General features: G+C 41.1%; 14 protein-coding genes and 4 pseudogenes. 9 read left to right on the top strand and 9 right to left on the bottom strand.

All coding sequences use genetic code 11. The features are described 5' to 3' along the window. Positions 1-169: 169 nt before the first annotated feature. The gene (nifB, locus tag RMY64_RS21205; RefSeq protein WP_322674583.1) at positions 170-1,621 is read right to left on the bottom strand and encodes a nitrogenase cofactor biosynthesis protein NifB; all 1,452 of its coding nucleotides are present in this window, start codon (positions 1,619-1,621) and stop codon (positions 170-172) included. Between the two features lie 1,128 nt (positions 1,622-2,749). Here nifB and RMY64_RS21200 point away from each other — a divergent pair. Then, positions 2,750-3,328, top strand: coding sequence for a Uma2 family endonuclease (locus tag RMY64_RS21200; RefSeq protein WP_322674535.1), 579 nt, complete (start codon positions 2,750-2,752; stop codon positions 3,326-3,328). Between the two features lie 68 nt (positions 3,329-3,396). On the opposite strand, the gene RMY64_RS21195 is transcribed toward RMY64_RS21200, so the two are convergent. Beyond that, positions 3,397-3,738, bottom strand: coding sequence for a XisI protein (locus RMY64_RS21195; RefSeq protein ID WP_322674534.1), 342 nt, complete (start codon positions 3,736-3,738; stop codon positions 3,397-3,399). Beyond that, positions 3,720-4,010 (bottom strand): element excision factor XisH family protein, encoded by a 291-nt coding sequence (locus RMY64_RS36860; protein ID WP_409884101.1) that lies wholly within the window; start codon positions 4,008-4,010, stop codon positions 3,720-3,722. Before RMY64_RS36860 ends, RMY64_RS21195 begins: the two co-directional genes overlap by 19 nt. Before the next feature lie 9 nt (positions 4,011-4,019). On the opposite strand from RMY64_RS36860, the pseudogene RMY64_RS21190 reads away from it, so the two are divergent. After that, positions 4,020-4,352, top strand: a pseudogene (locus RMY64_RS21190) (zinc-binding dehydrogenase); the annotation flags it as partial. Between the two features lie 90 nt (positions 4,353-4,442). Here RMY64_RS21190 and RMY64_RS21185 read toward each other — a convergent pair. Further along, on the bottom strand, positions 4,443-5,783 hold the full coding sequence (locus RMY64_RS21185; RefSeq protein ID WP_322701011.1) for a PQQ-dependent sugar dehydrogenase: 1,341 nt from the start codon (positions 5,781-5,783) through the stop codon (positions 4,443-4,445). 158 nt (positions 5,784-5,941) lie between these two features. Here RMY64_RS21185 and RMY64_RS21180 point away from each other — a divergent pair, with 158 nt between their 5' ends. From RMY64_RS21180 to RMY64_RS21150, 7 genes and pseudogenes are all read left to right on the top strand, one after another. Beyond that, positions 5,942-6,115, top strand: coding sequence for a hypothetical protein (locus RMY64_RS21180; protein WP_322701010.1), 174 nt, complete (start codon positions 5,942-5,944; stop codon positions 6,113-6,115). A gap of 308 nt (positions 6,116-6,423) precedes the next feature. Then, complete coding sequence (locus tag RMY64_RS21175; protein WP_322701009.1) at positions 6,424-9,354, top strand: NACHT domain-containing protein; 2,931 nt, start codon at positions 6,424-6,426, stop codon at positions 9,352-9,354. Between the two features lie 15 nt (positions 9,355-9,369). Further along, positions 9,370-9,609, top strand: coding sequence for a hypothetical protein (locus tag RMY64_RS21170; RefSeq protein ID WP_322701008.1), 240 nt, complete (start codon positions 9,370-9,372; stop codon positions 9,607-9,609). Then, positions 9,606-9,833 (top strand): annotated as a pseudogene (locus RMY64_RS21165) (type II toxin-antitoxin system HicB family antitoxin). Before RMY64_RS21170 ends, RMY64_RS21165 begins: the two are co-directional and overlap by 4 nt. A gap of 32 nt (positions 9,834-9,865) precedes the next feature. Continuing rightward, positions 9,866-10,120, top strand: coding sequence for a hypothetical protein (locus tag RMY64_RS21160; protein WP_322673836.1), 255 nt, complete (start codon positions 9,866-9,868; stop codon positions 10,118-10,120). A 9-nt stretch (positions 10,121-10,129) separates the two neighbouring features. Next, positions 10,130-10,570: an HNH endonuclease signature motif containing protein gene (locus RMY64_RS21155; protein WP_322673837.1), complete on the top strand. Its 441-nt coding sequence runs from the start codon at positions 10,130-10,132 to the stop codon at positions 10,568-10,570. A gap of 90 nt (positions 10,571-10,660) precedes the next feature. Further along, entirely contained in the window at positions 10,661-11,137 is a 477-nt protein-coding gene (locus tag RMY64_RS21150; RefSeq protein ID WP_322701007.1) for a hypothetical protein, read from the top strand. Positions 11,138-11,348: 211 nt separating this feature from the next. Here the strand turns inward: RMY64_RS21150 and RMY64_RS21145 are convergent. The 5 genes and pseudogenes from RMY64_RS21145 to RMY64_RS21125 all read right to left on the bottom strand — a co-directional run. Then, positions 11,349-11,870 (bottom strand): annotated as a pseudogene (locus RMY64_RS21145) (Rpn family recombination-promoting nuclease/putative transposase); the annotation flags it as partial. Positions 11,871-11,898: 28 nt separating this feature from the next. Further along, positions 11,899-12,285 carry a type II toxin-antitoxin system VapC family toxin gene (locus RMY64_RS21140; RefSeq protein WP_322701006.1) on the bottom strand — a complete coding sequence of 129 codons (387 nt, stop codon included), beginning with the start codon at positions 12,283-12,285 and terminating at the stop codon, positions 11,899-11,901. Further along, positions 12,285-12,512: a type II toxin-antitoxin system prevent-host-death family antitoxin gene (locus RMY64_RS21135; protein ID WP_322701005.1), complete on the bottom strand. Its 228-nt coding sequence runs from the start codon at positions 12,510-12,512 to the stop codon at positions 12,285-12,287. The genes RMY64_RS21140 and RMY64_RS21135 overlap by 1 nt, the downstream gene beginning before the upstream one ends. 208 nt (positions 12,513-12,720) lie before the next feature. Next, on the bottom strand, positions 12,721-14,793 hold the full coding sequence (locus RMY64_RS21130; protein WP_322701004.1) for a serine/threonine-protein kinase: 2,073 nt from the start codon (positions 14,791-14,793) through the stop codon (positions 12,721-12,723). A gap of 131 nt (positions 14,794-14,924) precedes the next feature. Beyond that, positions 14,925-15,190: pseudogene (locus RMY64_RS21125) on the bottom strand (hypothetical protein); the annotation flags it as partial.

Raw genomic sequence — 15,190 nt, 5'->3', positions numbered from 1 at the left:
GGTGGCCAAAAACCAGATCGGCTTAATTATAAGTAATCATCCGAACTTGATATTATTCTCCTTTTTGGGAATGAATGGGGGCATTGGGCATTGGGCATTGAGGATTGGGTTTAGGGGAGGGCATTGAGGATAATTCTTATCCCATGCCCCATGCCCTATGCCCCATGCCCTATTCGTTATTCCCTAATTCCTTAACGTATTGCTCGTAGAACTCCAAAGCAACCTTTTCAATTACGTCGTAAGCTTCAATAGTCTTGATTCCAGCTTCTTGCAATTTTTCTTGAGGACAGTTACCAATCTTGGAAACTAAAACTGCTTTGCAATCTGCGATCGCTTTCATAATATGCTCAAAAGAAGCTTCTTCGCCGTATCCACCTTGGCAGTATTGGTCAATTTTGCGATGACCGACAAAGCGAACTTCGTTTCCACCCACTTCGTAAATTTGGAATTCTTTCGCATGACCAAAGTGTTGGTTAACTAATCCGCCGCCTTTGGTTGCTACTGCAACTAAAACTTTCGGACTATTGGCAACTTTCTTACCAGCTAGCGCCTTATCTTTGGCTACTTTAAGTTCTTCTTTGAACTTCTCAATTCCTTCGTGAACAGTAGCGCGTTGTTCCATGTCATATTCGGGAGCCATTTCCAAGAATTTCTCTTTGGAAAACTCCTGACTGCGGTCTTCTCCCAATAATCCGACTGCATCGGCACGACACTGGCGACAGTGACGCATCATTTTCATGTTACCTGAGCAATTGTCTTGAACTTCTTTGAGTTCTTTGGGTGTAGGGCCGCGTTGACCGGTTAAACCGAAGTGTGTGCCATGTTCTGGTGCAGAAATCAATGGCATGATGTTGTGCAAGAATGCACCTTTCTCACGAATGACTCGATTCACTTCGACTAAGTGATGGTCATTAATTCCGGGAATCATTACGGAGTTGACTTTGCACAAGATATCAGCATCTTTCAAAGCTTGCAATCCTTCCATCTGTCTTTCGTGGAGGATTTTTGCACCTTCAAGACCTCTATAACGCTTGCGTTTGTAGTGAACCCAAGGATAAATCAATGCACCGATCTCTGGATCTACCATGTTAATGGTGATCGTAACGTGATCTATATTTAATTGTTTAATGCGATCGATGTAATCAGGCAGCATTAAACCATTGGTTGATAAGCACAGCTTGATATCTGGTGCTTGTGCTGCAATCAACTCAAATGTGCGGAAGGTTTTTTCTGGGTTCGCCAATGGGTCGCCAGGGCCGGCAATTCCCACAACTGTCATTTGAGGAATCTTACCACCAATGACCAAAGCTTTGTGTGAAGCTTCTTCTGGTGTTAGCAATTCGCTAACTACTCCAGGACGGCTTTCGTTAGCGCAATCATATTTGCGGTTGCAATAGTTGCATTGAATGTTGCAAGCTGGTGCAACTGCAACGTGCATCCGCGCGTAGTGGTGATGAGCGTCTTCGCTGTAGCAGGGATGTTTAGCAATGCGTTCTTGGAGCTTTTCGTCCCTTTCCACGGTGGTGCTGGTGGTGCTGTCACAGCCGCAACCACCTGATTTTGCTTGGGTTGGCGATTCCGTAGCGTTGGAGTTGAGGAGTCGTGTAGACGGTGATGTCATTGAGTTTCGCAAAAGGTCGGTGGACTTGGCTGCCACTGTGGGAGATGCTGTTGCTACTCTTTCATGCCCAGAATTGAAGTCGCGTCTTCCACACTGCCTGCAAACCCTTGGGTGAGGGCGACTTGTTTTCAAGTCAGGCAGGCGATAGATATCTGATGTTCGGCTGGTGTGTGTCAACGTTCGGTTCTTGGGTAGAATTTGTGCTTACAGCCGCGACTTCTCTTCACTTCAGGCATGGTGCTATGTCATCCCTCCACTCACTTTCCGCTTTGTTTTGTTTCAGAGCGTTAGGTGATTGGCGATATAAGATTTATAGCAGCCGTCTCCCAGCCAGATGTTGCGTCTCTCTAGGATAGAATTTATTGGATTTATTACTTTTGTACTCAAATACTAAAAACTCTAATTCTTCAAGGATTACAAGAATTAAAAAAGTTTTTTTTAGGTAGGGGTTCTAGTATTTTTTGGTTGGGGTTCTAGTGTTTATAGATGGGGGTTCAGGATTTCTTTGTACTCAGCTAAAACCCAATCCCAGCAATAACTTTAACTAACTTGAAACTAGGTTTGGGTTATTTAAATGTGTACTCAGATTTCCCTCCACTTTCGTCAAAAGCAATAAATGACAAGGGTTTGAGGGTGAAAAACTGGAGTAGTCTATATCGTTCTACTCCAGAAACGTGCGAAATTCAATTCTGTATCTAACATATCATTTTTTTGAGGGTAAAAATGCAATTCATATTTTTTTAATTTTTGCTTTGACAATCATATTCAATTGTGGTTCTAAGTCTTGTCTGGTAAGCCATATAAGCTGTTGCAAATAAGTGTGTTGCTGCACATAATTTTCAAAAAACTTAACTTTTAACTCCTTTTTTTCATTCCCACAATGAGGAGATGGGCAGGAAACTCTCAGGTTTTGTGTTTGAGAGAAACAACAAACTATAATCTAACATGATTGAGCGATCACAATGATTTTTCTGAATTGCTCATTACAAACCTTAGCAAAAACCTCACCCCCTAACCCCCTTCCCGACGCTCTAAGGGGAAAATTTTAAAGTCTCTCTCCTTTTAGGAGAGAAATTTAGACAGAGGTTTAAAAGCTACAATCAAACCAAACGTGAAAAAATCTTAGTTATGATAGCCATCCCTCAAGAATCGTCAAAAATGACCGTTGAGGAATATCTCGAATGGGAACCTCAGCAAGATGTTCGCTACGAATATGCAAATGGCGAAGTGTTTGCTATGACAGGCGGTACAATTCCCCATAACGACATTGCACTCAATCTCTACAGACCTTTGTACTCCCATTTGCGTTCCAGGGGTTGTCGAGTGAATGTGTTAGACGTGAAAATGCAACTCACTCCCCAGAGTCGCTACTATTATCCTGATGTTATTGTCAGTTGCGACCCTGAAGACCTCAATGCCCGCAAATTTATTCAACATCCCAAGCTGATTGTCGAAGTTCTTTCCCCAGGTACAAGCGCTAAAGATCGGGGTGAAAAATTTACTTACTATTTGACAATCCCCAGTTTGCAAGAATATATCTTGATTGATTCGGAACAAATCTCTGTCGAACGTTACTGTCGGGGTGAGGGTAGGATGTGGCTTTACTATCCCTACACAGCTGGAGATATGGTCACTCTATCGAGCATTGAGTTTGAATGTCCAATTGAATTGCTGTATGAAGGTGTTGTATTTACCACCGAAGAATGAAGAATAAAGAGAATGTTCTTTATTATCTTGTAAAAAGCGATATCTACGACGGGCTGCGCCTACGCACCTTAAGCAACTGCATAGCCTGTGTAGGGTCTTAACTCCGGTGGACGAAAGCCAAGGACGATGTGTTCTTTAGGAATTCCAGCCCGTTCTAAATCGGCGGCAATGCCTTCTTCAGTGCCATCCCGTTGAATCCAGATTTTGCCATCAATCAGGTCAATATGAACCAGACAGCCATGAATGCGGCGATCGCCATTCCAACCTAGATCCATCCATAAATAGCGATCGCGGTTTCGATCGAACACCACTTCTGATTGAATATCCGCATAGGAATAACTCAGTGAAGCATATTCACTGAGGATAGTTTCAATCACCTGGCGATAGTGGTCTAATTGGGTACGATCCATTGTTTGATGACCTCCTGTTTTGGATCGAATGTAATCAGTTTTAAACGATGATTTCTTAATAAAAGCTTGCCAATGGGTTCTTCAAACAAATCATCAAAAACTCTGTTAGGCACTGCAAGATATAACATTCGCTCTGGCTCCAACTCAATTAAGATATCCTGATATAAAATATACTGGCCTAACGCTTTTTCTAAATCATCAACATCCGATCTGCCGCTAAAACTTTTAATCTCAACTGCAATTTTGTATTCTGCCTTTTGCGCCGCTAACAGTTATCTAGCAAGCGATCGCTCTCTCAAACTAAAAGAGTCCTCAAACCCAATGGAATTTATATCACCACACTACCCAGCCCCGAAGTCTTTTTAGAGAGAGTCTTAACAGCGTTTCTTCCCGGTCAAAAAGCCAAATTTATTTTGCAAAAACCCAACACTCAAGATTTGATTTATTTGAAAGACTTGATTGAAGCGGGTAAAATTCGTGTGGTAATCGATCGCACATATCCCTTACAAGAACTAGGAGCGGCTCATGCTTATAGCGAAACGGGCCGTGCAGTGGGAAAAATTACCTTAGTGCAGCCCGTCGTAGACATCGCAGTTATTACCAACAACATTTAAGTTATCTCGGTTGCCTTTGTATACTCCTGGAGTCGTAAGAAAAGACTAGGAAATTCCGCCATTAGGGTCTTTGTAGACCTTAATCAGTTATCACGGCGTGTAGGAAAGCTTATAGATAGCGCCGCTATAGTCATCCGAAATTAACAAATTACCTTGTTGGTCTACTACCATATCCACGGGTCGCCCCCAGGTTTCTTGCGTTGCTGGAACTACCCAACCGGTGACTAAATCTATCTCTTGTCCTGGGGTTTTTGTTGTACTGTTCCAGGGAAAGTAAATTATTTTGTAGCCCGTTTTCTTCTGCCGATTCCATGAACCATGCAGCCCTGCCACTACCCCATTTGAGTATAGGCTGGGAAAGTTGGTATTTTGTAAGAATGTTAGTCCCAAGGGAGCGGAATGGGCTTGGATACCTTTGCTAATCCTGTCCAGTGTATTGCAATTAACACTTCCATTAGCATTGAACTGATAGTCGCGGTCAAATGGCATATTGTCAAGGCCATTTGGGGTATAAGGATTGGGATTGCAGAATGGCCAACCGTAGTTACCGCCATCTCGAACTTTCGTGAACTCCTCTGGTGGGTGGTTGTCTACGTAGGAGGGGATAATCTTACCGTAATTGCCACTGCTATCGTTGAAAGGATAGGCGATGTTATCTCGATTATTAACGACTACCCAAAGATCGTTTGTGCCAGGTAAGAATGCTAACCCTTCAGCGTTACGTAAACCTTGAGCAAAAAGTCGCTGATTGGTTCCATTAGCGTTGTACTGGTAAATTGCACCACGCTTTGGATTACTCACAGTATCTTCCTTACAGGCATTGCATGTAGAGGCGATCGACACGTACAGTTTGTGGTTGGCATCAAGTGCGATATTTTTCAGTTCGTGACCATAAGCGCCTTTGAGTTCCCGCGTGCTGCTGTCTGGTAAGCCAGTTACAACGATTTGACGATTTTTCGCTACTTTATCTCCAGAGTTGTAAATGAAGCGGTTAATTTGATGAGTCTCAGAGATATAAATGTATGTGGTGTTGTCAATCTTATGAAACACAATGTCGTGTGGTTTGCGTAGACCCGTCACGAAGTCAGAAATAATTGGGTCTTTGCTGCCATTTGGCCGGACAATTAACACTTTACCAGAACTGGGCTGTGATACTAGAAGATCCCCATTGGGAGCAACTGCCATAAAGCGAGCTTTGTTAATGCGAGCATAAACAGAGATAGAGAATTTGGGCGGCACTTTCAAGTAACGGGTAGTATTAAAGGGCCAAGAGGTCATTGTACTAGGCACTTTCAGCTTGGTTTCAACAGACGCAGGGGGCGGTTGACCGATCGCTGCGGTGTTAAGAACCTCTAAGGACATCAAACTAATTAGCGATGCAGATAGTATGCGTCCAAGTATCTGTGTTGGTTTTAAAGTAAATGCAACCATTTTGAACTTCCCTCTAGCTTAATAGCGATCTGTGTTACATATAATTCTCGGCTAGCCGATTTTACCGAGAGTCTGAACAAAACTAACTCAGAGGTATTATTTTTTGGAAATATTTAAAATATCTTTATCTACTGCTATATTTTCTAACTTATCAAAAAATGGGTGAACCGATAAAAAAGGCAGAGCGATCGCTCTTGTCAACTAAAATATTTCTCAAGCTACTTAGCCTTGAAATTATTATGCAGAGCGTCTTAACAGCCTTCCTTTCCAGTCAAAAAGCCAAGCTTGTGTTTGACGAACCCAAGGCTGAGGACTTGGTTTTTCTCAAATAGTGGTAATTGATTGCACGTATCCCTTGGTATAACTAGCGGCGGCTCATGGTTGTAGCGAGGTAGTTTACGAATCTGGTTTTTACCCCACCCTAACCCTCCCCTTGTAAAGGGGAGGGAACTAGATTCCTGTTTCCCCCCTTTATAAGGGGGGATTAAGGGGGGTAATTTGACTTGTGTGTACACCGTAGCCTAAAAGGAGAGAGGTTCTTCAGATACCTGTGATATTTCTGCAAGAACCCTGAAATCTGGAAACATTACTCCAGCTAGTGGATATACTCGTAATCAAAATCTCAACAGAAGCGAGTATTATGCTGGACTGGTTAGCTATGTGGGGTGTAACTCAGGCCGCCGGGTTGATTTTTAAACCCATTCTGGAAGACTTAGCCAAGGATGCTGCTAAAGATTGGGCTAAAGATTTATTAAAAGGCATCCCTGGCAAGATTTTCCAGAAACTTAAGAAGGAAGACATAGAAATTGCTGCTGGGAAAGCGTTAAAGGAATTTTTGCAACTGATGCAGCAGCAGCTAAAAGTTCGTTGCAAACTTGGTGAAACTGAGATTAAAGAGTACACCACAGACATCCAGAAATTTATCAGCGATAAGTCAGTTACAGAAATTCTTGGTAAGGGTTTTGATATTAATTGTGAATTTCTAGACGCTAAAACCCTAGAAGATAGTTGGAACAGGCTGCAATTAAAACCTCTGCCATCTAAGTTTAACTGGCAATCAATTACAGAACAGTATTTAACACAAGTCCAAGAACTTCTTTTAGATTCAACAGAATTACACCATATCCTAGAATTACAAAAGTTATCTGATATTGAAATAAATACCAAAGAAATTGCTGGTGTTATTGTAGATTTTAATTTAGTGAAATATCAAGAAGGAATCCGCGAACGCTATGGCAATCTCAAGTTAGATAGCTTAGATACTAGCGGCTATGCCTATAACGAACTTAAATTATGGCGGATTTTTACTGCTCAAAATGTCCGAGAAACTCATCAAGTTTTACCACAAGTTCACGAACTGCCTAAAGAACATCTGAGACGGCTGCGAAAAAGTGACCAAGTAGAAGCAGTTGAATTAGAAGAATTAGAACGCCACAAACGGGTTTATTTTGAACAGCCGATCCGTTCAGTTTTGGATGTTGTCAATAAAAAGCAAGATTATAAATATATTGTGATTTTGGGCGATCCTGGTTCAGGTAAGTCTACATTGTTGCAATTTCTGGCTTTGACTTGGGCTGAGTCACCACTGGATAATGTTATATCTTTACCAATTCCCTTGCTCATTGAATTACGCACTTATATGCGGCGACGGGAAGATAAAGAGTGCAATAATTTTCTAGAATTTTTTCATCAATGTAGTGGTGCTGTTCATCATCTCAATCAGCTTGAACTAGATAAACAATTAAAAGCTGGTAATGCCTTAGTGATGTTTGATGGTTTGGATGAGGTATTTGACCCTGGTAAGCGAGAGGATGTAATTACTGATATTCATCGCTTTACTAATGAGTATCCTGATGTGCAGGTAATTGTCACTTCTCGGATTATTGGCTATAAACCGCAACGATTGCTTAATGCTGAGTTTCGCCACTTTATCTTACAAGATTTAGACTCAGAACAAATTCAGGATTTTATCTACCGTTGGCATGAGTTAACTTTTACCGATGCTGTAGATAAAGTCAGAAAACGGGAACGGCTACAAAGAGGGATTGCAGCTTCCAAATCTATTGCAGAACTGGCGGGAAATCCTCTGCTGTTGACGATGATGGCAATTCTTAATCGGAATCAAGAGCTACCAAGAGATAGAGCCGAGCTTTATAATCAAGCATCGCGGGTACTGCTGCATCAATGGGATGTGGAACGCGCTTTGATAGAAGATCAGAGGTTAGATCCCAAGACAATTGATTATAAAGATAAGCAAGCGATGCTGCGTCAGGTTGCTTATCTTATGCAAACTAGTGATAAAGGTTTGGCAGGTAATTTGATTAATGAAAATGATTTAGTAAAAGTTCTGACTGCTTATCTCAAAACTATAGAATTTGATAAACCCAGAGAAGTTGCAAAGGTGATGATTAATCAACTGCGGACTCGCAACTTTATGTTATGTTTCTTGGGTGCGGATTATTATGCTTTTGTGCATCGGACGTTTTTAGAATACTTCTGTGCTTGGGAGTTTGTCTGGCAGTTTAAAGAAACGCAAACACTGACTATTGATAAACTTAAAGATGAAGTTTTTGGCAAACACTGGCAAGATGAAAGTTGGCATGAAGTCCTGCTGCTAATTGCGGGAATGATTGAGCCTAAATTTGTTGGCGAGATTCTTGATTATTTAATACTGCAAGATGGCGAAGAGGAAAACTTCGTCAATCTCTTTTTGGCGGCTAAATGCCTTGCGGAGGTGAGAAATAGGACTGCTATTACATTAACAGCTAGTCAGTTACTAGTTAAATTAAAAGACTTACTTAATAAAGATTATCAAATAAAAGAGGTAATTGATAAGGCAGACTATCTAGATGATGACGTGGAAGACTATCTAGATGATGATATAGAAAAAAGAATAATATTTTATGATGTGATTCCAAAAGCAATTTCATCTATTGCAACTACTTGGAGAGATGATCCAGATACGTTATCCTGGCTTAAAACTTGTGCTAAAGAAGGTTATGATACCCAACAAGCAGCATTACAGGAATTAGCTAAGGGTTGGAGTCATGATTTAGAAGCCCTTAAAATCTGCGCTGAAGATATGCATCACCCAGATAGTCGAAAAAGTTTTTTAGAAAAGGTAGTAAAAGGCTTTCAAGACAGTCATGAAACTTTATCTTGGCTAAAAAATCGCGCGCAGTCTGATATTAGTTGGCTTGTGCGACAAGCAGCAATGGATGAGATTATTAAATATTGGAAATATGATCCAGGCACTTTACCTTTTATCAAAGCTCAAGCTAAGTTTGATGAATGGATTAATGTTCGACGAGCAGCACTGGAACAGTTATCTAAAGAATGGAAAGATGATCCTGATTTATTTGAGTTTTTGCATGATTGTGCTATTCTTGACCCTTTTGAACGTATAGCATTGTCTGTAAGCAATCCCCGACAAACCGCACTTGAAGCAATTATCAAGCAATTTACTCAGCATGACCAGACTTTACCACTGTTGCGCGATCGCGCACAAAATGACCCAGATGAGCAAGTGCGGGAATTTGCTCAGAAGAAGTTGGCACAATTAGAGAAGTAGAAGAGTTGCAAAAATATGAGTAACACAGAAGTTCGTCAGCAAATCAACCAATATTTAGATGTATTATCTTCAGAACGCTTACAACTGGTTGCTGATTTTTTAGCATATCTAGCAGATAAGGAGAGTGAAGATGCTACCCAAGAATTGCTTGATATCCCTGGATTTATTGAATCCTTTGAAAGAGGTAAAAAAGATATTGCTGAAGGTCAGGTAAAAAACTGGAGAACAATTCGTAATTCTGTTTCAGAAAGATGAAATATACAATCGTGATTCAATGGTCAGAAGAAGACCAATGTTATGTAGTTTTGCTACCTGAGTTTACGCATATAATGCAGCCTTGCACTCACGGAGAGACTTACGAAGACGCTTTGAAAAATGCTCAATAAGTTTTAGAGATGCTGATTGAATCATCTTTGACTGACGGTGAAACTCTACCAGAGCCTAAAACGCTAGGAAAGTCGTTAAAAGTAGCATTGTAAATCAGTAAAATTAAATAAAAAGAGATAATCTCATGACTACATCTGTAAATACCACCAAAGTCTACGACGAAATTATAGAGTTTATTGCTGCTGGCACCACTCCCCAAAGTGTTATCGATTTCAAACTCTCGGATGCAGCCAAAGACCGTTTAGAGGATTTAGTTTATCGGGCAAAAACTGAAGGTCTTACTGGAAGTGACCAGCGAGAGTTAGATCATTTCCTCACGCTAGAGCATATTATGAGGTTGGCAAAAGCAAAAGCTCATCAGTACATTAACCCTAAGTGAGTATTCAAAGTGTCTCGTCTATATATTAATGCAGAACTGCGGCGTTTAGTTGCCGATCGCGCCGCCCATCTATGCGAGTATTGTTTATATCCAGAATTAGACGGCTTAGGCTTTCAAGTTGACCATATAATCGACATTAAACACGGCGGCGCTACAACAGCAGATAATCTCTGTTATGCCTGTATTTTCTGTAACCTGCAAAAAGGCACGGATTTAGGCTCAATTAATTGGCAAACTGGCGAACTTGTGCGGTTCTTTAACCCACGCAGAGACTTTTGGGGCGAGCATTTTCGGCTAAATGAGGCTGTAATTCAGCATCAAACAGACATCGGTGAAGTCACCGCACGTATTCTAGATTTTAACGGCGATGAAAGGATTATAGAACGACAAGCTTTGATTGCATCTGGTCAGTATCCATCAGCATCGGCACTAAAACAGATAAATAAATAGGTTATCATGTGCGATCGCATCCACCAATGGGAATTCTATACTTAGCAACTATTGCTACTTCACCATTAGAACTCCGAAGGTAGATATACGATGGCCTATCAAAATATTGCAGCCACCCTTTCGCCACAAGATATCCAAGAAATTAAAGCCGCGCTACAGACAGTCCAAAGAAAGATGCCGTTTCTGATTACTCTCAGCACTGAAGAACGGCGTAAGTTAGTAAAAATGGGCGATAAAAGCCTAGCTTTTGTGAACAATAGCATTACTGCTGCTCAGTCTAACCGCGAAATTCTTCCAGCTACTTTTGACGTTGAGGAACTGGTTCAAGATTATCAATTAGCTGCTGCGCTTACCGAACTTTTAATCTCCATGCAGCAACTCACCGAACAGGTAGATGATACCCTAATGGCTGTCGGTAGTGAAGCTATGACTAGCAGTTTGACTGTTTATGATTACGTCAAGACTGCATCAAAAAAGACTCCAGGTTTAAAAACTGTCGCTGAACAGTTGGGTGAACGCTTTAAAGCTATCAAAGGTAGACCAACTAAGGCTGTATCTGGTTCTTGAGTCTTTGATACTCATTAATCAGGCTTTGGACTCCATTAATGAGTCTTTGATACTCATTAATGAACCTTTGGACTCCATTAATGAGTCTTTGATACTCATTAATGAGTCTTGGAACTCCATTAATGAGCCTTTGAACTTCATTAATGAGTCTTGGAACTCCATTAATGAGCCTTTGATACTCGTTAATGAGCCTTTAAACTCCATTTAGGAGTCTTGGCAGTTGCAAATTTACTGCTTGCTGGGTGCGGTTGATTAATTCCCTGGCGGTGCTAATGGCTGTATCTTCGTCTTCAATTACTAATTTTATCGTAGCAATGCCTATTGGTAAGGATGCAGTTGAGCCTAATTCATCTAAGTAAATTCTACTGATACGCTGGCTGTGGAAGAATTCTATGAAATCTTCTTTCTCACCTATATCTATATCTCTGCTGGGATAAATCACCACTCCTCGCCAAGGATTTTTGCGTCTATTTTGGCGTAAGTATAAAGAAATTTCTGATACTAAGCGTAAGTAAATCTCTGTGTCTGGTTGAAACTGAACCTCGACAAAATAAATCGGCACTTCTCGATCTTGGATAGGAAGAAATACACCATCAATTCTAAAGGCTGTTTGTTTGATTTCAACTGAAGCAAATTGATAGGTGTTGGCAGTTTCGGGAGGATTGCCAATTAGTTCAAAAAAGATGCTGGGGAATTCTTGAAATAGGCGATAAAATATGCTGTCGGTTTTCACACTTATTTTTGATCGATTAAAGTCAATATCACCAAAGTCTTGTAATTGAATAAGCATCAAATGCTGTATCTGCACTAATAATTGGAATATTCTCTACCATTGCTTGGGCAATTAAAATTCTATCAAAGGGGTCACGATGTTGTAAGGGTAAGGTAGTAATTACATCAATATTGTCAAGATTGATACTGAGTAAATTAAAATCATTTAATGCTATTTGTTGCTCGATAAAAGTCTTAATTGGCAAACCAAAACTTAGCTTACCAATGTTTTGCTTGATTGAGATTTCCCACACGCTAGCAATGCTGATGAGCTTTTCGTTATTTTGGTCTTCTATTAATAGTCTCATCTTGTCACTAAAACTTTGATGTCCTTGAAAAAACCAAATCAAAGTATGAGTATCTAACAATACCTGCATTACATATAATCCTGGAATTCTTCTAATGGCGCATCAAAGTCATCTGAGATTGTAATCAAATCTTTAGCGCTACCAAATAAAGGAGAACGTTTTTTTTCTGGAATCACCGGAGTCAGTTTTACCACGGGCTGCTCATCTTTGGTAATAATAATTTCCTCACCATTGATTGCTGCTGCGATTAATTCGTGTAAGTGTTGTGATGCTGCGTCAATCGTAATGTGTTGCATAACTATCACCATTTAATTAATTATTTTACAGCTATTTTTATAAGTTTATGCTTAGAGAAAACTGTTCAATGCGATTGAGAGCATGTCCAACTTCGGTAACAAATGTGTCTCCCATCTCGCGGCTAATATGAGCCAAGCATCTTGATTTTAGCTTAGGTTACTTTTTCTGTATCAAGCTAAATATTCAAAACAGCTAACTCAGCACCCACTACTTTAGCCGCCAAATTTTGATGGTGTTGTCAGCACTACCACTGGCAAGAGTTTTGCCATCTGGGTTAATGGCGACGGAAATAACCTCTTCAGAATGCCCACTGAGAGTGCGAATTTGCTCTCCGCTTGCGAGATTCCACAGTTTGATGGTTTTGTCTCGACTACCACTAGCAAGGGTTTTGCCATCTGGGCTAATGGCGACGGAATTAACCCCATCAGAATGCCCACTGAGAGTGCGGATTTGCTCTCCGCTTGCGAGATTCCACAGTTTGATGGTGTTGTCACCACTACAACTGACAAGGGTTTTGCCATCTGGGCTAAAGACGACGGAAACAACCCAGTCAGAATGCCCAGTGTTCGCGTAGCGTTCCGAAGGAAGGGTGCGGATTTGCTCTCCCGTTGTTATATCCCACAGTTTGATGGTATTGTCAAAACTACCACTAGCAAGGGTTTTGCCATCTGGGCTGATGGCGACGGAATAAACCGCGCCAAAATGCCCTTTGAGAGTGTGAATTTCTTCTCCAGTTGCCAAATTCCACAGTTTGATGCTTTTGTCATAACTACCACTGGCAAGGGTGTTGCCATCTGGGCTGAAGGCGACGGAAAGAACTAAGTTAAAATGCCCACTGAGAGTGCGAATTTGCTCTCCGTTTGCCAAATTCCACAGTTTGATGCTTGTGTCACGACTACCACTGGCAAGGGTGTTGCCATCTGGGCTGAAGGCGACGGAATAAACTGTGTGAAAATGCCCACTGAGAGTGCGGATTTGCTCTCCGGTTGCCAAATTCCACAGTTTGATGCTTTTGTCATAACTACCACTGGCAAGGGTGTTGCCATCTGGGCTGAAGGCGACGGAATCAACTGGGTTAGAATCACCTGTGAGGGTTCTTTCTAGAAAAGAACTGCTGGGAAAGCTCTCAACTAAAAATATTGGACTAGTTGGAAACAAGCGATAACGAACGTAGCCATAGAACTGAGTTGCAACTAGGGTAATAGCAGCACCCACCAGAAATCTTTTTCTGAAATTAGTATTTTGTCTGGATGGCTTTTGTGGCAGTCCTTGTGATATTAGTAGTGACTTTGCTGGTGCTACTAGCGTTGATGCTTGCTGCTGAGAAATTACTGTAGACGGTGGCGGTGATACTGGAGTTGCAATTACTGGCTGGGTTGAAGGTATTGAAGGTGATCGCGGGGGATTTAAATCTTGTAAAACTTCCTCGGCTGACTGATAACGCTGCTGAAATTCTTCTTGCAACAATTTATCTAGCATACGCCCCAAATTCTGACTCACGCTTTGCTGTAAATGCTGTCTCCAACTCGCAACCCAGCCATAACCTTGTCGTTTCCAAAGTTCCCAAGGGTAAATTCCACTCAAGAGGTGAAAGCAGGTTGCACCGATACTATATAAATCACTAGCTGGGTAAGCTTCACCTCCTTCCATTTGTTCTAGTGGCGCATAACCAAAGGAACCAATAGTTGTTCCTACCTGCGTCATCACCGTTGCTGTCAGTTGCTTGGATGCACCAAAGTCAATCAGCACCAACTTCCCATCACTGCGACGAATGATATTCTCTGGCTTGATGTCGCGGTGAATAACTTTGTATTGATGAACTGTTTTGAGAATATCTAACAAATCAAGCAATAATTCTCTGACTTTTTGCTCGTTGAAAATTCCCTGCTGTTGTAATTCCGCCAATAAATTCTGCCCGTCGATAAACTCCTGCACTAAATACAGGCGATTATCTTGCTCAAAATATGCCAACAGTGTGGGAATTTTGAGATGTTTTCCTAACTGTTGCAGTCGCTTTGCTTCTTGCTCAAATAGTTCCGTGGCTTTATTTAGTGCGTCAGTTCCCTGGACTTGCGATGCAAACTGCTTGATAACACAATGCTCATTTAGTTTGTCTATATCTTCTGCCAAATAAGTCTTACCAAATCCTCCGCCACCTAATGATTTAATCGGGCGATAGCGGTTTCTCAACACTACCAATCCTACGCCGCAGTTTGAGCAGAACATTGTGCCATCAGGATTGGGCGGATTGTGGCAAGCTGGATTCAGGCAGCAGATCATAAACTGTGCTTCTGTGGAGAAATGTATTTATTATCGCTTAAGCACAACCCATTCTTTGTAGAAACCGCAAAATTAAGGCTTATTTTTCTGGGTTCAAGTTCTGTTTATTTTTGCCAGCGAGAATCTTCAAATTATTGAACCCGCCAATTAAAAAGAATATTCGCATTGCAGAAGAAGCAATTAGGCGGCGTGTTGAGGAAGCATATAGAAGAAAGAAAGTAAGATTCCCAAACTGTAATACTCGTTAATGAGCGTTTGAACTCCATTAATGAGCCTCTGAACTTCATTAATGCACCTCTAAACTCCATTAATGCACCTCTAAACTCCATTAATGCACCTTTGAACTCCATTAATGCACCTTTGAACTCCATTAATGCACCTTTGAACTCCATTAATG

The organism is Nostoc sp. DedQUE08 (genome assembly GCF_034530895.1).
GTDB lineage: Bacteria > Cyanobacteriota > Cyanobacteriia > Cyanobacteriales > Nostocaceae > Nostoc.
Note: the sequence above shows the minus strand (reverse complement) of the source record. Positions and strands in the feature narration are given on the sequence as shown.